Annotated in this window: 19 protein-coding genes and 1 pseudogene; 11 read left to right on the forward strand and 9 right to left on the reverse strand. The window is 66.4% G+C overall.

The window, feature by feature from the left end; all coding sequences use genetic code 11:
* Nucleotides 1–15: 15 nt before the first annotated feature.
* From ASE22_RS03715 to ASE22_RS03725, 3 genes are read left to right on the forward strand one after another with little or no spacing between them, the layout of a single operon-like run.
* The gene (locus ASE22_RS03715; protein ID WP_056355108.1) at nt 16–972 is read left to right on the forward strand and encodes a hypothetical protein; all 957 of its coding nucleotides are present in this window, start codon (nt 16–18) and stop codon (nt 970–972) included.
* Entirely contained in the window at nt 969–1886 is a 918-nt protein-coding gene (locus ASE22_RS03720) for a sulfotransferase domain-containing protein (RefSeq protein ID WP_056355112.1), read from the forward strand. Before ASE22_RS03715 ends, ASE22_RS03720 begins: the two co-directional genes overlap by 4 nt.
* A complete protein-coding gene (locus tag ASE22_RS03725) occupies nt 1877–2416 on the forward strand; it encodes an aspartyl/asparaginyl beta-hydroxylase domain-containing protein (protein ID WP_056355115.1) in 540 nt (179 codons plus the stop codon). The genes ASE22_RS03720 and ASE22_RS03725 overlap by 10 nt, the downstream gene beginning before the upstream one ends.
* Before the next feature lie 3 nt (nt 2417–2419).
* Here ASE22_RS03725 and ASE22_RS03730 read toward each other — a convergent pair whose 3' ends face one another.
* Nucleotides 2420–3052: a hypothetical protein gene (locus ASE22_RS03730; protein ID WP_156397352.1), complete on the reverse strand. Its 633-nt coding sequence runs from the start codon at nt 3050–3052 to the stop codon at nt 2420–2422.
* A 160-nt stretch (nt 3053–3212) separates the two neighbouring features.
* Entirely contained in the window at nt 3213–3716 is a 504-nt protein-coding gene (locus ASE22_RS03735) for a MarR family winged helix-turn-helix transcriptional regulator (protein WP_056356299.1), read from the reverse strand.
* Nucleotides 3717–3931: 215 nt separating this feature from the next.
* Between ASE22_RS03735 and ectA the strand changes: the two are divergent.
* From ectA to ASE22_RS03770, 8 genes and pseudogenes are all read left to right on the forward strand, one after another.
* Nucleotides 3932–4438 (forward strand): annotated as a pseudogene (gene ectA, locus ASE22_RS27255) (diaminobutyrate acetyltransferase); the annotation flags it as partial.
* A gap of 51 nt (nt 4439–4489) precedes the next feature.
* On the forward strand, nt 4490–5797 hold the full coding sequence (gene ectB / locus ASE22_RS03740; protein ID WP_056356302.1) for a diaminobutyrate--2-oxoglutarate transaminase: 1308 nt from the start codon (nt 4490–4492) through the stop codon (nt 5795–5797).
* Between the two features lie 16 nt (nt 5798–5813).
* Nucleotides 5814–6227 (forward strand): ectoine synthase, encoded by a 414-nt coding sequence (locus ASE22_RS03745; RefSeq protein WP_056355120.1) that lies wholly within the window; start codon nt 5814–5816, stop codon nt 6225–6227.
* A 25-nt stretch (nt 6228–6252) separates the two neighbouring features.
* A complete protein-coding gene (gene thpD / locus ASE22_RS03750) occupies nt 6253–7170 on the forward strand; it encodes an ectoine hydroxylase (RefSeq protein WP_056355123.1) in 918 nt (305 codons plus the stop codon).
* Entirely contained in the window at nt 7167–8609 is a 1443-nt protein-coding gene (locus ASE22_RS03755) for an aspartate kinase (RefSeq protein ID WP_056355127.1), read from the forward strand. Before thpD ends, ASE22_RS03755 begins: the two co-directional genes overlap by 4 nt.
* 20 nt (nt 8610–8629) lie before the next feature.
* Nucleotides 8630–9880 (forward strand): MFS transporter, encoded by a 1251-nt coding sequence (locus ASE22_RS03760; protein ID WP_056356304.1) that lies wholly within the window; start codon nt 8630–8632, stop codon nt 9878–9880.
* On the forward strand, nt 9877–11220 hold the full coding sequence (locus ASE22_RS03765) for an MFS transporter (protein ID WP_056355130.1): 1344 nt from the start codon (nt 9877–9879) through the stop codon (nt 11218–11220). Before ASE22_RS03760 ends, ASE22_RS03765 begins: the two co-directional genes overlap by 4 nt.
* Nucleotides 11217–12491 carry a mechanosensitive ion channel family protein gene (locus tag ASE22_RS03770; protein WP_056355132.1) on the forward strand — a complete coding sequence of 425 codons (1275 nt, stop codon included), beginning with the start codon at nt 11217–11219 and terminating at the stop codon, nt 12489–12491. The genes ASE22_RS03765 and ASE22_RS03770 overlap by 4 nt, the downstream gene beginning before the upstream one ends.
* 92 nt (nt 12492–12583) lie before the next feature.
* On the opposite strand, the gene ASE22_RS03775 is transcribed toward ASE22_RS03770, so the two are convergent.
* The 7 genes from ASE22_RS03775 to ASE22_RS03805 form a co-directional block, all read right to left on the reverse strand.
* Nucleotides 12584–13108 (reverse strand): DUF421 domain-containing protein, encoded by a 525-nt coding sequence (locus ASE22_RS03775; protein WP_235536505.1) that lies wholly within the window; start codon nt 13106–13108, stop codon nt 12584–12586.
* A 29-nt stretch (nt 13109–13137) separates the two neighbouring features.
* Complete coding sequence (locus ASE22_RS03780) at nt 13138–13599, reverse strand: MgtC/SapB family protein (RefSeq protein ID WP_056355139.1); 462 nt, start codon at nt 13597–13599, stop codon at nt 13138–13140.
* A 24-nt stretch (nt 13600–13623) separates the two neighbouring features.
* Nucleotides 13624–14880 carry a DUF2254 domain-containing protein gene (locus ASE22_RS03785; protein WP_082545732.1) on the reverse strand — a complete coding sequence of 419 codons (1257 nt, stop codon included), beginning with the start codon at nt 14878–14880 and terminating at the stop codon, nt 13624–13626.
* 26 nt (nt 14881–14906) lie between these two features.
* On the reverse strand, nt 14907–15110 hold the full coding sequence (locus ASE22_RS03790; protein WP_056355142.1) for a hypothetical protein: 204 nt from the start codon (nt 15108–15110) through the stop codon (nt 14907–14909).
* Between the two features lie 306 nt (nt 15111–15416).
* Complete coding sequence (locus tag ASE22_RS03795; RefSeq protein WP_056355144.1) at nt 15417–16757, reverse strand: aromatic ring-hydroxylating oxygenase subunit alpha; 1341 nt, start codon at nt 16755–16757, stop codon at nt 15417–15419.
* 28 nt (nt 16758–16785) lie between these two features.
* Nucleotides 16786–17907: a nuclear transport factor 2 family protein gene (locus ASE22_RS03800; RefSeq protein WP_056355147.1), complete on the reverse strand. Its 1122-nt coding sequence runs from the start codon at nt 17905–17907 to the stop codon at nt 16786–16788.
* Nucleotides 17908–17925: 18 nt separating this feature from the next.
* The gene (locus tag ASE22_RS03805; protein WP_162248265.1) at nt 17926–18144 is read right to left on the reverse strand and encodes a helix-turn-helix domain-containing protein; all 219 of its coding nucleotides are present in this window, start codon (nt 18142–18144) and stop codon (nt 17926–17928) included.
* Between the last annotated feature and the right edge of the window lie 22 nt (nt 18145–18166).

Here is an 18166-nt window from a genome sequence, read left to right on the forward strand (position 1 = left end):
CATCGATCGAGGGTCATGACGACACGCCCCGAACCGTCCCTTGCGGAAGGATATTATCGCATCGGTGGGCTGACCGTCGCCTCGGCACTCGCACTCCCCGGATCGCTCGAAGCCGACGGCACCGCGCCGGACGTGCAGATCCGGCGGGAAGCCGGGCTTCCGGCGATGCTGGCGGACGCGTCGGCCCAAGGACCGAATTGGTCGGTAGCAGGCGACAGGATCCTGATGGACATCCCCGGCGTCGCCCGCTTCCTGGTCACGGGCGGCCGGGAGATCGCCGTCGAAGGCGCGGCCGCCGTGGCCGAAGCCGATATCGCGGGCTTCGTCCAGAGCAGCGCCATGCGCGTGCTGCTGCACCAGCGGCGGCAGATGACGCTGCGGGCGAGCGCGATCGCGGTCGAAAACGTCGCGGCTCTGCTGTGCGGGCCGCCCGGCGTGGGCAAGTCCACGCTCGCCGCGGCCCTGGTCGCCCGCGGCCATGATTTCTTCAGCGACGACCTGTGCGCGGTCCGGACCGACGCACGCGGTGTGCCGATTCTAGCTCCCGATGGCGCCACGCTCAGGCTCTGGGCCCCTGCCATCGATGCCCTCGGCCTGGCGGACCGCCGCAGTGCGCCGCTGCGCGCTGGCTTCCAGAAATTCCACGTCGAGCCCGACCGCATCGCGCGCGCGTCGGAGTTGCCGATCCTCGCGATCTACATGGTGCGGGAAGCCGATGCGGCCGGTCCCCCCGGTATCGTAGCCCTGCCCATCGGCGATGCGGCGATGCTCCTGCGCCGCAACGCCCACGGCTTCCATCTCGCGGCGCGGACCGGTGGATCCGCATCGCTGTTCGAACAGGCCGCGACGCTGCAGCAGCGCGTACCGATGTTCGGCCTCGCCCGATCGACGAGCTTCGCCACGCTCGCGGAAACCGCCGGGCGGCTCGATGCGCATATGCGCGCGCTGGGAAGGGCGCGCGCGGCAGCATGAACGGTTTCATCTGGCTCGCCTCCTATCCCAGATCGGGCAACACCTGGTTCCGGCTGCTCGCCGCGAGCCTGGCTCTGGAGGGCGACGCGGCGCCCGACATCAACGACCTGATCGGCCATTCCGCCGGCGCGCGCCTTGCCTTCGACGCGATCACCCTGCTCGATTCGGCGCTGCTCTCAGCGGCGGAGACCGACCGATTGCGACCCGGGGCCTACCGGGCGATGGCCGACGGCGCCTATCGCGATCCGGCGATCCCCACCGCCGCCCCCGCACCGCCCCTGATGAAGGTCCATGATGCGTATCGATACACGCCTGGGGGACAGCCGGTGTTCGCCGGCGCTCGGGGCGCCATCGTCATGGTCCGCGATCCGCGCGCGGTGGCGGCTTCGCTCGCCGGCTTCCTGTCCTGCACGGTGGACCGGGCGATCGAGATCATGGCGTCGGACGATTATGCCCTCGGGCGCGGCCTGCGATCCTGGCCGCATCACATGCCGCAGACGGTGGAGAGCTGGAGCGCGAACGTCGCCGGCTGGATGACCCAGACCGATGTTCCGGTCCACCTCGTGCGCTATGAGGATCTCAGGCGCGACACGGCGGGCGTGTTTCGCGACGCCATGGCGTTCGCGGGCGCGACCGTCTCGCCCGCGCAAGCGGAGCAGGCGGCCGCGCGGGCCGGTTTTTCCACGCTCCGCGCACAGGAGACGGCGCACGGCTTTCGCGAATGGTCGGCGCTGAAGCGGTCGAGCGATGCGCGCTTCTTTCGCCGCGGCGAAGCCGAGGGTTGGCGGGACGAATTGACCGCCGCCCAGATCGCGCGGATCGAGGCGCGGCATGGCGACATCATGGACATGCTCGGATATACCCGCGCAACAGCGCCGGATCCATTGTTGCAAGGCACTGCACCATGCGCATGACCACCCCCATCCGGACGCTCTTCGACCATCCGATCGACGACCTCCTCGCCGCATTGCCGCCGCAGGCGGATCCGATCTGGGACGTGTTCCGCGTGCGGCAGCAGCGTTTCCGCGTGCACGATCGCACGCGGTCGATCGTCTTCCGCTGGACTTCGCTCCAATCGGAAGGTGCGCGCGCGACGATGACCTCCAGCTATCCGCCGGCGGCGCTGGCCGCCGCGGCCAATGCCTGCGCCCTCCGCCTGGCCGAGACCTATGGCGGCACCGTGGAGAGCCTGCTGCTCACGGAACTGGGCCCCGGTCAGGTCATTCCCTCGCACCGCGACGGGGGCACGCTGCTCGAAGAGACCCATCGCTGCCACCTGCCCATCGTCACCAATCCCGGCGTGGGATTCCGGATCGACGACATCAGCTATCACCTGCAAGCGGGCACGGTTTACGAGGTGGACAACTTTCGACCCCATGCCGTCGCCAATGCGGGCACTGCCGCGCGGATCCACCTCATCTGCAATATCCTCCCCGGCGGATAGCCGTCAGAGCCGCGGATAGCCGAACGTCTCGAATTCGTCGGCAAAGAGCGTGCCGATCACGGCGATCTGATCGGGCCGGAGCAGCGCGGCGGGATCTAGTTCGTTGGCCATCAGCCCCTTTTTCGCATGCGGCACCGTGATCCGGCCCGCATACCCGATCTCATCGAGAAAGCCATCGAGCCCCGCTTGGAGCTGCTCGTAGCGGATGACCGTCGCGGTGCGCGCACCGTCCGGATCGCGATACAGATCGATATTGCGCAGCGCGTGCAGCGTGCCGCGGGCCAATGCACGGTCGAACAGCGCAGGCAGTGTCGCCACATCATCGCGCATCTCTCCTCCACGCCGATAGGCATCGAAGGCGTTCACCATGTTGAGCGCGGACAGGACGCGCGCATAGGGGCAGCGCTGCGCCACCACGACGCGGAACCCGTCGAGCGCGCCACCCCGTTCGCGAATGATCGCGGCGAGCGACATATGGGCGGAATAGCGCGATGCGGGTGGAGCCAGCCGATGCAGTTGCTCGAACGGCGTCTCCCTGACGAGGGTGCGATACGCCGCCTCGAACGCGGGAAAATCGCTGTAATTTCCGCAACGACCGTTCATGTCCTGCCGCCGTCTCTCGTCGACGGCGATCATGGGGGGAATGATATCGTCGGGACCGCAGATCGTCGACAGCGCGATCTCGAGGCTGGTTCCCGCCACCTTGCGACCACGGACGAAAATGAAGCGGTGGGCGAATGACAATATCATGGCGGGGGCATTGCCATGTTTTCGGGATATCTGCGCGGCCGCGCGGTCATGCGGGCGCGGATCGATCGATCAGGCCGCTGTCCAGGAGGGGCGCCGCGTCGATGTGCTGCGCGTCCATGAGCATGGCGAGCCGCTCGACCGCCGCCAGGATCATAGCCTGCTCCCATTGCGGCAGACCGATGAACCGCTCGGTGAAGCTGGTCTGGAGGAGATCCGGCGCCTCGGCAAGGGCCGCCTTGCCGGCCGGCAGGATGGACAGGATCAGCTGTCGCTTGTCCTTTTCGCTGCGCTGGCGTCCGACGAAGCCCAGTTCCTGCAACCGGTCCACGATCGTCGTGATCGTCGCCTGGCTGAACTGCAGCGCCTGGGCGACCGCCCCCGGTGTGGCCGACGAGGCCCGGGAATCGATCTCCCGCAGCACGAGCCACTGCGACGGCGTCAGACCCGTCGCGTTGGCAAGCCGGCGACTACCGATTTCAGAGGCGCGCAGAACGCGGCGCAGCGCGCGGAGCGTCAGGGACGCAATGTCCGGATCCATGGCCTCGAGCATATAAAAATTGCCTCCGAACGCCAAGAAATTTCCTTTGGCGGCCGAAGCATTTTCGAAACTTCTTCGGCCAATGAAGCAACCCCCTTGGCCCCAGGGGTTGAAAAGCGAGTCAAAATGGCCATATAACGCGGCGAAACTTGTCGGCTCCAGACGAGTTATGCAAAATATAATACGGGAGATGAAGAATCTCTGAAACAAATTCAAGAGCGGCCGAGATGCCGCCACGGACGTTCGCGCGTCCGCATCCTGATGGGGAAACCGATTTTCAGTTCCGCAGACCAACGGCCGCCGACGGCCCAGCGATCACGCGGCTCATCGCCGCTTGTCCGCCGCTCGATGGCAACTCGGCCTATTGCAACCTCCTGCAATGCTCCCACTTCGCGGGGCATTGCGTCGTCGCCGAGCGGGACGGCGCCATCGCTGGATGGGTCTCGGGATATCGTCCGCCATCCGAGCCGGCGAGCCTGTTCGTCTGGCAGGTCGCGGTGTCCGCGACGGCCAGGGGCAAGGGTCTGGCGGGCCGTATGATCGAAGCGCTTCTGGCTCGACCGGAAGCCGCGGACGTCACCCACCTCATCACCACCGTGACCAATGACAACCGTCCGTCCTGGGCCCTGTTCGAAGGGCTGGCCCGACGGTGGAGCGCGCCTCTGACCCGGAGCGTGCTGTTCGACCGCGAGATCCATTTCGCCGATGCCCACGCCACCGAATGGCAGGCGCGTATCGGCCCACTGCCCCGCCGACCGCAGGGTGCCTTCGAGGAAAATGCAGACATGACCATCACTCTTCCGCGTCCCACCGCGTCCGAACCCGACACCGCGATCTACGAGCGCCGCGAATCCGCGGTGCGCAGCTATGCGCGATCGATGCCCCGCCAGTTCAACCGGGCCGAACATGTATGGATGCACGATAGTCAGGGCGGGCGGTATCTCGATTTCCTGTCGGGCTGTTCGACGCTGAACTACGGTCATAATCATCCGGTGCTGAAGCAGGCGCTGCTCGATTATGTCGCGGCGGACGGCATCGCCCACGGCCTCGACCTGCATACCGACGCGAAGGCGGCGTTCCTGACCGCGCTCGAGGACTTGATCCTAGCGCCGCGCGGCCTCGACTATCGGGCGATGTTCACCGGACCGACCGGCACCAACGCGGTCGAGGCGGCGATCAAGCTCGCACGCAAGGTGACCGGGCGCGAACTGGTGATCGCCTTCACCAACGGTTTCCACGGCATGACGCTGGGCGCGCTTGCGTGCACCGGCAACGCCACGAAGCGCGGCGGCGCGGGCGTGCCGCTGTCGCACGTCGCCCATGAACCCTATGACGGCTATCATGGCGAGGACGTCGATTCCGCCGACCTGCTCGAACGTCGCCTGACCGATCCATCGAGCGGTCTCGATGCCCCCGCGGCGATCCTGGTGGAGACGGTCCAGGGCGAAGGCGGCCTCAATGCCGCCTCCCCCGCCTGGCTGCGCAAGATCGCGGACATCGCCCGCCGCCATGGCGCGCTGATGATCGTCGACGACATCCAGGCCGGCTGCGGACGGGTGGGCAGCTTCTTCAGCTTCGAGGGGATGGGCTTCACGCCGGACATCGTCACGCTCGCCAAATCGCTGTCGGGAATGGGGCTGCCCTTCGCGCTGACGCTGCTCCGTCCCGAGCTCGACCAATGGTCGCCCGGCGAACATAACGGCACTTTCCGTGGCAATAACCACGCCTTCGTCACCGCGACCGCGGCGCTCCGGCACTTCTGGAGCGATGGGCGCTTCCAGGAGGATATCGCGCGCAGGAGCCTGCTGCTCGAACGCCGGCTGGGCGCCATGGCGGCCGAGCACGGCCTGTCCACCCGTGGCCGCGGCATGATGCGGGGCATAGACATGGGATCGGGCGACATAGCCGGCGCGGTGACCTCCGGCTGTTTCGACCACGGCCTCATCATCGAGACGAGCGGCGCCCATGACGAGGTGGTCAAGGTGCTCGCCCCGCTCGTCATCGACGACGCCCTTCTGTCGGTGGGCCTCGACATTCTGGAAGACCGCATCCGCGAAACCCTGGCCGTGCCCTTCGGCGTCGCGGCGGAATGAGAACAAGGAGAACGTCATGATCGTTCGCAAACTCAGCAAGATCCGCAAGTCCGACCGGAACGTCCGGTCGAAGCAGTGGGAAAGCGCCCGCCTGCTGCTCAAGGACGACGATATGGGCTTCTCCTTCCACGTGACCACGATGTTCGCGGGGGAGGAGCTGCATATGCACTATCAGCATCATCTCGAGGCGGTGCTGGTGCTGAAGGGCACCGGCACGATCGAGGACCTCGGCACCGGCATCACGCACGATCTGGTCCCCGGGGTGATGTATGCGCTCAACGCCCATGACAAGCATGTCGTGCGGCCCGCGACCGACATCCTGTGCGCCTGCGTTTTCAATCCGCCCGTCACCGGGCGCGAAGTCCATGATGAAAACGGCGCCTATCCCGCCCAAGCGGACATGCTCCGCGAGGCCGCCTTCACGAATTGACGCCGAACGAGAAAGGGGAAGCCCCTTGCAAGACATCTACCCGTCCCGCCACGCCCCAGAGGCCGAATTCCTGGCCCGCCGCGACCCGGTCGTGCATGGCGACTGGCGCGCCGACGCCCCGCTGAGCCGCGAGCAGGCGCTGCGGTTCGATCGCGACGGCTATCTGGCCCTCGACGACATATTCTCCGAGGACGAGGTGACCTACCTGCAGGCCGAGGCGGGCAAGCTGCTCGCCGATCCCGATGCGCTGGAGGAGGAGACCGTGATCACCGAGCCGGACGGCCGGGAAGTGCGGTCGATCTTCGCGATACATGCGCAGAGCCACGTGCTCGCCCGCCTCGCCGCCGACGAGCGGCTGGTGGGGATCGCCCGTTTCCTGCTCGACGACGAGGTCTACATCCATCAGTCGCGCCTCAACTATAAGGCGGGCTTCCAGGGCAAGGAATTCTACTGGCACAGCGATTTCGAGACCTGGCACGTCGAAGACGGGATGCCGCGCATGCGAGCGCTGTCCATGTCCGTCCTGCTCGCCGAAAACACCCCGCATAACGGGCCGCTGATGCTGATCCCGGGATCGCATCGCAGCTTCCTGACCTGCGTGGGCGAGACGCCGGAGGATCATTATCGGATGTCGCTCAAGAAACAGGAATATGGCGTGCCCGACGAGGACAGCCTTGCCGAGCTCGCGCATAGGCATGGCATCGCCGCACCGGTCGGCAAGCCCGGATCGGTGGTGATCTTCGACTGCAACATCATGCACGGGTCGAACGGCAACATCACGCCCTTCCCCCGCGCCAACGCGTTCCTGGTCTATAACGCCGTCAGCAACCGGCTGGCGGATCCGTTCGGCGTGGACAAGCCGCGCCCCGACTTCGTGGCGGCACGCGGAGAGCTTCAGGCGATCCTGCCGATGGCCGGGCGACTGACGGAGGCGCGACCGTGAGCGGCTGTCACAGCGTCGAAAAAATCGGCGGCACGTCGATGATCGCCACCGCGACGTTGCTCGACAACGTGCTCATCGCGGGGCGCAAGGATGCCGAGCTTTACGGCCGCATCTTCGTGGTATCGGCCTATGCGGGCATGACCGATCTTCTGCTCGAGCATAAGAAAAGCGGCAGGCCGGGCGTCTACACCCGCTTCGTCGCGGACGACGATGCCGACGGATGGCGCGGTGCGATGGAAGAGGTCCGCGATGCCATGCACGCGCGCAACGCGGAGATGTTCGTCTCCCCGGACACCCTCGGACAGGCCGACGCCTTCGTCGACAAGCGGATCGACGGCCTGGCGGCATGCCTCGACGATCTGGCACGCGTTCGCCGTCACGGCCGCTTCTGCGTCCAGCAGCAGCTCCTGACGGTCCGCGAGTTGCTGGCCGGGCTGGGCGAAGCGCATAGCGCCCACAACACGACGCTCCTGTTGCGCAGCCGGGGCGTCAATGCCGTGCTCGTCGATTTCACGCTCTGGGAACAGTCCGATCTCCGCACGCTGGACGAACGGATCGTCGAGACGCTGAAGCCGATAGACCTCGGCTCCACGCTGCCGATCGTCACCGGATATACGGGATGCAGGGAAGGCATGGTGCAGCGCTACGCCCGGGGCTATTCCGAGATAACCTTCTCGCGCGTCGCCGTCCTCACGCAGGCGCGAGAGGCGATCATCCACAAGGAATTCCACCTGTCGAGCGCCGATCCGAAGCTCTTCGGGGCCGACCGGACCCGCAGGATCGGGCGAACCAATTACGACGTCGCCGACCAGCTCGCCAATCTCGGGATGGAGGCGATCCATCCGGGTGCCGGGCGCGGCCTGCGTCAGGCGGGCATTCCCCTGCGGGTGCGCAACACCTTCGATCGCGAAGGCGAAGGCACGCTGATCTGCGGCGACTACGTCTCCGAAAGCCCGCGCGTCGAGATCGTGACCGGGATCCGTCGTGCCCAGGCGCTGCAGTTCTTCGAACAGGACATGGTGGGGGTAAAAGGCTACGACGCCGCCATATTGGAGGCGCTAGCGCGACACGACGCCTGGATCGTGAGCAAATCGTCCAACGCCAACACGATCACGCACTATCTGTCGGCCGAAGCGGGCATGATGAAGCGGGTGATCGACGATCTGCAGTCCCGCTACCCGGACGCCGCGATCTCGGCCCAGCCGGTCGCGATCGTTTCGGCCATCGGCAGCGACATCTCGCGGCCATCGCTGATGGCGGACGCGCTGGGCGCCTTGGCCAGCGAAGGCATCGACGTCATGGCGATGCATCATCAGATCCGCAACGTGGACGTTCAGTTCGTCATCGACGTGGCGCATTACGACGCCGCCGTCCGTGCGCTCCACGAGGTGCTCGTTGAGGATGGAGGAGACGCGGTGGAAAGGCGGTGCGCGGCTTGAGCCTGTCCGCTCGCGGCGGCCTGTTCGCGGCCGTCCAGCCGGTGCGCAGCCTTCTGCTTTCCATCTTCATGCTGATGGCGGGCAGCGGTTTCCTGGCCACGTTGATCAGCCTGCGGCTCGAGCGCCGCGGCACGGGCACGATCGCCATCGGAATCGTCGCCACGGCGTATTTTGCCGGGCTGATCATCGGCGCTCTCCGCGCCGGCAGCGTCATCCGGCGGGTCGGCCACATTCGCGCCTTCGCCGCCTTCGTGGCCCTGTTGTCGGCCAGCACCCTGGCCTATGCTCTGCTCGCCCATCCACTGTTCTGGACGGGGTTGCGGCTGATCGACGGAATTTGCGTCGCGGGCGTGTTCGTGTGCCTGGAAAGCTGGCTCAACGATCGATCCGCGCCGGACGTGCGGGGCAGCGTGCTGGCCGCCTATATGGTCGCGTTATATTCGGGGCAGGCGATCGGCCAGTTGCTGCTGGGGGCCAGCGGCACATTGCCGGCCATCCCCTTCCAGCTCGCATCCATGCTCGTTTCCCTGGCGATCATTCCCCTGTGCCTGACCCGCAGTTCGGCACCGGCACCGATCAGGGCGAGCGCCTTTACGATCCGGTCGTTGCTGCGCGCCTCGCCGCTGGGGGCGACGGGCGCCTTCGCGACGGGCGCGATGCTGGGCGCCTTCTACGGACTCGCGGCCGTGCACGTCCGGCGGCTGGGGCTCGATCTCGCGGAGACCGCGCGGTTCATGATGATCGTGATCCTGGGCGGCGTGATGCTGCAATGGCCGCTGGGCCGGCTCTCCGATCGCTACGACCGGCGGCGGGTCATCATCGCCAGCTTCGCGGCCGCGGCACTGATCAGCCTGGCGCTCGCGCTGCAAGGCTCGAGCGGGGGCATGCTGTTGATATTGGGGGCGTTGTTCGGCGGGCTCTGCTTCGCGCTCTATCCGCTCTGCGTCGCCCATTGCAACGACCGGCTCCTGGAAAGCGAGCGGGTGGCGGCAAGCGGCCGTCTCGTGCTGCTCTACTCGATCGGCGCGGCGCTCGGCCCGGTCTGCGCGGCGGGCTTCATGACCTTCGCGGGCACGGGCGGACTATTCCAGTTCATCGCGCTTTGCGCCTTGCTGGCGCTGGCTTTCGGCCTGTGGCGGCAAAAGGCGTCGCCCCCCGTGCCGGACCATGAACAGCAGGAGTTCCAGATCGTTCCGCGAACGACACCCATGGCGTCGCTGCTCGATCCCAACACGCTGGACGCGCGCGCGACCGAAGGACGGGCATCATGAACGCAACCTCGCCCGCGGCGGCCATGCCGCCGCCGACGCCCGCCGCCGAGGACGCGACCCTGCGCCGCGCCATCGCCGCATCCGCCATGGGCAACGCGACCGAATGGTTCGACTATGGCATCTACGCCTATGGCGTGACCTACATCTCCGCCGCGCTGTTCCCCGGCGCGACGGAGGAAGCCATATTGTTCGCGCTGGCGACCTTCGCCATCTCGTTTCTCGTACGGCCGCTCGGCGGACTTTTCTGGGGGCCGCTGGGCGACCGGCTGGGGCGCAAGTCGGTGCTCGCGCTGACGATCCTTCTGATGTCGGGTGCCACGCTGTGCGTCGGATTGATTCCGGACCACGCGGTCATCGGCTTCTGGGCGCCGGGCCTGCTGATCCTGCTGCGGATGGTGCAGGGCTTCTCGACGGGGGGCGAATATGGCGGCGCGGCCACGTTCATGGCCGAATATGCCCCCGACGACCGGCGCGGCTTCTACGGCAGCTTTCTCGAATTCGGGACGCTGGCCGGCTTTTCGCTCGGCGCATCGCTGATGCTGGGCTTCTCGCTGATGCTGGGCGACCAGGTCATGCACGCATGGGGATGGCGCATTCCGTTCCTCGTCGCCGCACCGATGGGCCTGATCGGCATGTACCTGCGGTCGAAGATGGAAGACACGCCCGTCTTCCGCGCGGCGGCGATGGCGGACGACCACGCGCCCCCGCCGCGCCTTGGCCCGCTGCTGCGCGCGCATTGGAGGCCTGTCCTGGTCGTCGGTGGACTGGTCGTGGCGCTCAACGTCGTCAACTATACCTTGCTGAGCTACATGCCGACCTATTTGCAGCGGCGGATCGGGCTGTCGCCCGACGAAGCCCTCATCGTGCCGATCATCGGCATGCTGCTGATGATGCTGTTCCTCCCCCTGGCAGGCGCGCTGTCGGACAGGATCGGCCGACGGCCGATGTGGCGGATCTCGCTGGTCGGGCTGCTGGTCGGGGCCGTGCCGCTGTACATGCTGATGGCCACGGGCCTCTGGGGCGCGATCGCCGGTTTCGTGCTGCTCGGGCTGCTCTATGTGCCGCAGCTCGCGACGATCTCGGCAACCTTCCCCGCGCTGTTCCCGACGCGGATCCGGTTCGCGGGTTTCGCGATCGCCTATAATATTTCCACGTCGATCTTCGGGGGGACCGCGCCCGCGATCGGCAGCGGGCTGATCAGCCTCACCGGAAATGAACTGATGCCGGCGCTTTACATGATGCTCGCCTGCGCCGTGGGCCTCTTCGCGCTGCGGTTCATGCCCGAGACCGCCGGTCGCTCGATGTATGACGATCCCTTCGCAACGGAGAAGCAGGCTTGATCGAACAGCTTTCGGCCGTCGAAGACCATATCCGGTCGCAGACGCTCGCCCTCATCGACCAACCCTGGATACAGACGGGAGGCGCGCTGTTGCTGCTGGGCCTGCTGGCCTTGATCGCCAACTGGATAGCCAAACGGATATTGCTGAGGGTGATGCTGCGCGGATTGGGGCATCTGTCCTTCATCGTCGAGGTCGAGCATCTCGGGCAGGTCGTCGCGCGGGCATCGAATATCGTGCCGGCGCTCGTCATCCAGCTGGGTATCGGCACGGTGCCGAATCTGCCCGAGGAGATGATCCTTTTCGTCCGTAGCCTATGCGCGGCGTTCATCATCCTGACGATCGCCATAGCGTTCGGCGGGCTTCTCACCCTCGCGAACGAGCTTTACCAGCGGCGCCCCCATGCGGCGAACCGGCCGATCAAGGGCTATGTGCAACTAGCCAAGCTGCTGATCTACGCCGCGAGCGTTATCCTGATCATCGCCACGCTGATGGACCGGTCTCCCCTGTTGCTGTTGTCGGGCCTCGGCGCCATGGCGGCGGTCCTGTTGCTGGTCTTCAAGGATACGATCCTCTCGCTGGTCGCGTCGGTGCAGATCGGGTCGAACGACATGGTGCGCGTCGGCGACTGGATCGAAATGCCGCAGTTCAACGCCGACGGCGACGTCATCGACATCGCCCTGCATACCGTGAAGATCCAGAATTTCGACAAGACGATCACGACGATCCCCACCCATCGTCTCATCTCGGAAAGCTTCCGCAACTGGCGCGGAATGTCGGAATCGGGGGGACGGCGGATCATGAGATCCCTCATGATCGACCAGAACAGCGTGCGATTCCTGGATGACGAGAAGCTGGAGACCATGTCGCGCTTCACGCTGCTCGGCGATTATCTCGACGCCAAGCGCCGCGAGCTCGAGGCGTGGAACGCCAGAAAGGCCGCAGGCACGAGCCTGAATGGAAGGCGACTGACCAATATCGGGACCTTCCGGGCCTATGTGCTCGCCTATCTGCAGGCCAGGCCCGATATCGATGACGACAAGACCTTGCTCGTGCGCCAGCTGGCGCCGAGCGAAAACGGGTTGCCGCTACAGATCTACGCGTTCGCCAACACCACCATCTGGTCGCACTATGAGGGAATACAGGCGGACATCTTCGACCACCTGATCGCTCTCATGCCCGAGTTCGGACTGCGGTTGTTCCAGCGGCCGGCGGGATCCGACCTGTCTGCACTGGGCGGCCTGGTGCCGGCGGGTAGCCATCCGGATCGTTGAGGTCCGACGCCGCCCGAGAGGTCAGCCCTGCCCTGCATCGCGGGCTTCGGCCGCTTCACGTTCCGGGGCAGAATGCGACCGGGAGCGGCGGCTCAACGCCGCACCGAGCATAGCGCGGTCAGTTCCTCGTCGTCGCCGCGCGCGATGACGCTCATGCTGCCATCGGTCTCCAGAACGACGGCGGCGATCGCTTCCAGCCGCCCATGTCCGGCATTTCGCACCGCTGCGTCGATCTCGGCCTCGGTCACGCGCTCCTTGGCCATGGCGCCGCGGCGATACGCGCCATTTTCGAGCAATAGTCGCGGCTCGGCGCGCACCAGCGTCCGGAACCACGCGCTCGACACCGAGGTGCGAGAGACGAGCCATTGTAGCGTCGCCAGCGCGGCGAAGGCGAGGACGCCTTCCGCGAGCGCGACATCCTTGCTGAGCAATACCGTGGCCAGGGTCGAGCCGAGCGCCACGGTCACGACCAGATCGAAGGCGTTGAGCTTGGCGAGCGATCGCTTGCCGGCGATCCGCAGGACGACGACCATCGCGGCATAGGCGAGCAGCGAGATCACCGCAACGCGCAGCAGGCCTTGGAGATCGTCGAAGAACATGACACGCGAACGCTGCACGCGCGCTTTCGCTCCCGCCGACCTCGCCGCTACTCCGCGTCATATTTCCCGGTGAACGGGGCGCTGAGGACGAGCACCATCAGCACGCCGACCGCCAGCAGCCCTGCAAGCCACAGCAGGCCGACCCCGCAGATCAGGCCGATCGCCCCCGCCGCCCAGATCGAGGCCGCCGAGCCGGCGCCCTTGACGTAGCTGTCCTCGCGAAACATCGCGCCGGCCCCGAGGAACCCGATCCCGGTGATGACGCCGGCAAAAACGCGGCTGAGCCCGAGATCGATGTCCGGCTCGGCGGCGCGCGCCGCGAGTTCCATGATCGTCAGCGCCAGCGAGCAGGCTGCCAGCGCCACGATCATGAACGGGCGGAAGTCGATCGGCTTGCGGCGCAGAAAGCGATCGATGCCGACCATCAGCGGCAAGAGCATCGACGCGCCGATGCGCAGCAGCGCTTCGGCCCAGGAGATGTGGATCGGCGAGAACGTGCCTGCTTCCATCACGCGACAACCTCCGGGGTGGGCTCAAGCTCCAGCTTCGGACTCCTGATCGGTCCAGTGCGCTCGATACACGCCGCGCACGCATTCGAGGTCGGACGTTGCGGCCATCGCGGCCTGGCAGCGCGCGAGGGCGTCCGCGGCGCGTATCGCCAGCAGCCCATGCGCCGAAGGCGCCATCGCGGCGATTTCCGCGAGCGAGCGCTGAAGCTTGATCGCGACTTCGACGATGCCGGCACCATCGCGCGCGATCGGCCGGAACAGGTCGTCGAGCAGGTCGTCGATCCTGATCTCGGGAAGCCGGACGCGCTCGTTGTCCGTACCGCCGGTCCGGCCTTCATCCAGCAAGGCGGCCATCACCCGCACCCCCGATCCCAGCACGGCGATGCCGGTGCCGGCATCGTTGACCGCGGGCGACAAGGCTCGCGACGCGATCTCGGACAACACGATCAAGCCGAGCCGCGGATCGTGATCGAACTGGCGGCGATGGTCGAAGGTGAAGGCGCCGCGGATCTCGGCATCGGCCTTCGCGTCGCCGCGGTCGAGCCAAGCGATCTCCCGGCCGGGTGTCACGAATGCGCCGGGCATCGCTGCCACGTCGATCGCGCAGGCGAGGCGCGAGGCGATCTCGTCGAGCGCCTTCAGATCGATATGGGTGATATAGCCGATCTTCTCGGGGCGGACGGGGCGCCGGCCGCGCGTGGCCGGCCTGTCGGCGGGTACGACGCTGACCGTGTAACCGCATCGATCGGCCGCCGCCCGGGCCACCTTCTCGACGCGGTCGATCGTGTCGCCGACCCGACCAAAGCTGGACAGATGCCCGATCCAGCGCAGCAGGGTGATGACGATGATCGCGATGACGAGGATGGTGCCGGCGAACAGGATGACCCGGCCCGACGTGCCGTAGATGCCGGTGGATAGCGCGCAGATTCCGACGATCGAGAACAGGAACGCGCCGATGAAGGTTGAAAGCGCGTTCTGCGCGGTCGAATCCTCGACGAGCAGCTGGGTCGCGCGCGGCGTGATCGTGCCGCTCGCGGCGGAGAAGGCGGAAACCATCGCCGTGAGCGAGAAGGTCGTGACCGCCAGCATCGAGGAGGCGAGGATCCCGAGGATGTTGTCGACCGCGTCCGAGCCGATCTTGGTGCTGATCTCGTAGGGGATGAACGGAGCGACGAAGGCGGCCAGCAGAGCGAGCACGACCGACGATAGCGAGAACAGCGCCGCGCGAAACCAGATGCGGCGGAATAGCAGCCGCACCACCCAGCGCCAACGCGAGGTCATGCCCCCCGCCTCCATCGCCGCCGCCTTCATTGCGCGATATCGGTTTCGCCGCCGCACAGCCAGGGCGCGGTGCGAAACGCCACCCTGCTGGCCCCGCCGATGACCAGGGTGCCCCAGATCAGACGCACCGCAATTGCCGTGGCGCCCGACACGAGCCGCGGCTCGCCGCATGTCTGCGCGGCCTGCCGTGCTTCAGCGATCGCTCGATCATTGGCTGCTCCCAGCTGCATCTTTTCCTTCGCGGCGCCGGCACCCGGACCACTCAAACAACAGCGTCTGGGGTAGCGTGGACCAACGGGTCGCCCCGCCCATTGTTCCGGAATATCGCCATCGCCCGGGGCTATGCCGGTCTTCGCGCACCATGCTTTCAACCTGCGCCCGAGCGTGCGGAGATGTGCAGAAGCGCAGGATCAACCACCGCCGACTGCCGGAGCCCATCGGCAATATAACGCCAGCCGAAGCCGAAGAACGTTGAACGACCTTGTTCGATCGGTCGGCGCCCTGCTTCCACGCCATCAGGAATACGAGACGGCGTTCTAACGCCGCCCCTCCAGATAATCGTTGAGCACTTCGTGGAAGAAGCGGACGCGGGTCTCCTGGGCTGACAGATAGGCGTCGCTGTAGCCACGCGAATACATGCCGCGCTGCTGGCCTTCGGCGAGCATCATGTCCTGGAAGACGATCTGTCCGTCGATCTCGGGCACACCGCGGCCATTGTCGAAATCGCGCACCTCCAGCTCCGCCTCGCGCAGCGGCTGCGGGCCGGCCATGATCGACTCGACGACCCTCTGCCCCTTCACCGGAAAGGCCATGCACCACAGGTCGAAGGTGCATTTGTCGGGATCTTCGGGGTGCGGCTCGGTGCGGAAGAAGATCAGATTGTCGGGCAGGAAGGAAATGGTGACGTTCGGGAAGATCACCGTGTGCGGGCTGTCGGTGATCTCCTCGTCGTCCATATGCTCATAATGGACGTAGCCGCGCTCCTGCCAAAGACGGCGCTTGGCCGCCTTCAAGTCGAGCCAGCCCTGCATCGCCTTGGTCTCGTAATCGGGGAACGAGCCGGGATCGATATCCCACTGGCGCAGGATCGAATCGAAGGGATGCGGCACCCCCTCGGGCAGGCGGTCGCTGAGCGAGGGGCGCATCGGCTGGACGGTGCGGCCATGGCCGCCGGGGTACATTTCGTGCCGGGCGGTGTCGACGTCCTGGTCGATCCATGGCGGCACCTGCGGATGCGCGGTTCGGGTATGGTAGCTTTCCGAGAAATTGTCGGTCGCGAACTTCCAGTTGGTATTCAGGTTGATCTTCATCCAGAAGACGCGGACTGCCGTGTCCATCGGATAATGGGCGTAGATCTCCGGGATCGGCGCCAGATAGTCGGCGAGCGCGGGCGCGTCCGGGTCCATCGTGTACCAGACCATCCCGCCCCAGACGTCGCAGCGCAGCTCCTTCAGCTTCAGCTTGCCGCAGGGATTGCCTTGGGGGAAATCCTCGGGGTCCTGCGCCGCCCGCAGCACGCCGTCCTTGCCCCACAGCCAGCCATGATACGGACATTGGAAGCCCTCGGTCACGCTCGCAGCATTCCAGGCGAGCCGCTGTCCGCGGTGGCCGCACGCATTGTAGAAGGCACGGATCGAGCCGTCGTCCTGGCGGACGCAGATCACGCTCTCCTTCATGAAATCGTGGACGACATAGTCGCCCGGCTCCTCCAGCTCGGCGGTGCGGCCGGCGACGTGCCAGATGCGGGTCCACATATGGTCCCACTCGCGCTGCATGAAATCGCGGCTGGTGTAGCGGTCGCCGGTGATCGGATCGCCGCGCAGATTCGATGCGTCGCGGCCGTCGAGCGTCAGGGGATGGAGGGGCGGCTTGATCATAGCGGGTCCTGTCAGGCGGCGGGGGAGGTCAGGCGGTCCAAAAGGCGTAGACCGGATCGTCGGGCGCAAAGCCGCCGCGGGTCGGCAGCTGCGCGTACATGCCGTCGTCCTGATGGGTCGAGGCATGGGTCGTCATCCAGTCCTGCACGAACACGCGTTCGGCGATCTTCCAGACGCCGCCGCGCCGCTCGTACCGGTCAAGGTAGCGGCCACCGATGAAATTGTCCTGGTCGGCTCCGTCCTCGCCGCCGCCCTGGGTGCGGCTGAAGGCGATGACGTAGATTTCGCCGATCGCATGATCGCCCTTCACCTCGACCCACTCGTTGGCGATCGAGTGGAAGCTGGTCCTGAACGCGGTGCGGACGAGCTCTGCGGTCGCGACCGCGAAATCGTCGGCACTGCCGCTCATCCCCGCACCGACGAAGCTGCCATCATCGTGAAAGACCGACCGGATCAGCGCCGCATCGGCACGGTCAACGCCCCGGCAATAGGCGACCGAGAGCTGGTGGATCGCGTCGCGGGCGACGACGGCGTCGATGTCCTGGGGCTGCATGTCGGTCGTCCTTTCGGTCGTCTGTTGATCCTGCCGCGTCTTCCAGAGCGCGAGCAGGGTGGTGCCGGGGTCCTGCCCGAGCTGGCCGCCGCGCGGGGCGAAGGCGGCGAGTGGAGATGCGCTGCCGAACGGCGGCGGCCCGCTGCCCGGTCGGTTGCTGTTCCAATCCATCACATAGGTGCGGTGGGCGATCCGCCAGACGCCGTCGCGGCGTTCGTGCCGGTCGAGATAGCGGCCGCCGATCAGGCGCTGGACCTGCCCATCGCCGCTTTCGCCACCACCTTCGCCGCCATCGCCCGGTGTCGACAGATAGGCGATGACGTAGCTTTCCGATCGCGCCCGGTCGTTTTCGGTTTCGATCCACATATGGCCGGTGCGGTGCAGGGTGACCGGCTGGCCCAGCATCGCCCCGGTGAGATAGGCGGCCATATCCGCCGCCGGCCCGTCGAACAGGCCGTAGGAGACCTCCGCGTCGTCATGATAGACCGAACGGAGCAGAGCGAGGTCGTTGCGGTCGACGCCCCGGCTGTGCCGCGCCAGATTGGTGGCGATCGCCTGTCGGTCGGCGATGGCGGACAGTGCTTCGAGGTGGGTCATCGCATCGCCCTTTCGCGGTCAGATGATGCTGCGCTTGGCAGCCATGTAGATGGCGTGGCGCCGATTGGTCGCGAGCAGCTTCCGGCAGGCATTCTGGAGGTGGAAGCGCACCGTCCAGCGGCTGATCCGCAGTTCATGGGAAATCTCCTCGTCACCGATGCCCAGCGCACTCAGCCGCAGGCAGCCTATCTCGCGGGCGGACAGCGTGGCGGGAACGCTATGGGTACCGGCCGTCACCACCAGGCTCCGACGATCGCGC

Origin of the sequence: Sphingomonas sp. Root720 (genome assembly GCF_001428605.1) — a bacterium.
Taxonomy (GTDB): domain Bacteria; phylum Pseudomonadota; class Alphaproteobacteria; order Sphingomonadales; family Sphingomonadaceae; genus Rhizorhabdus.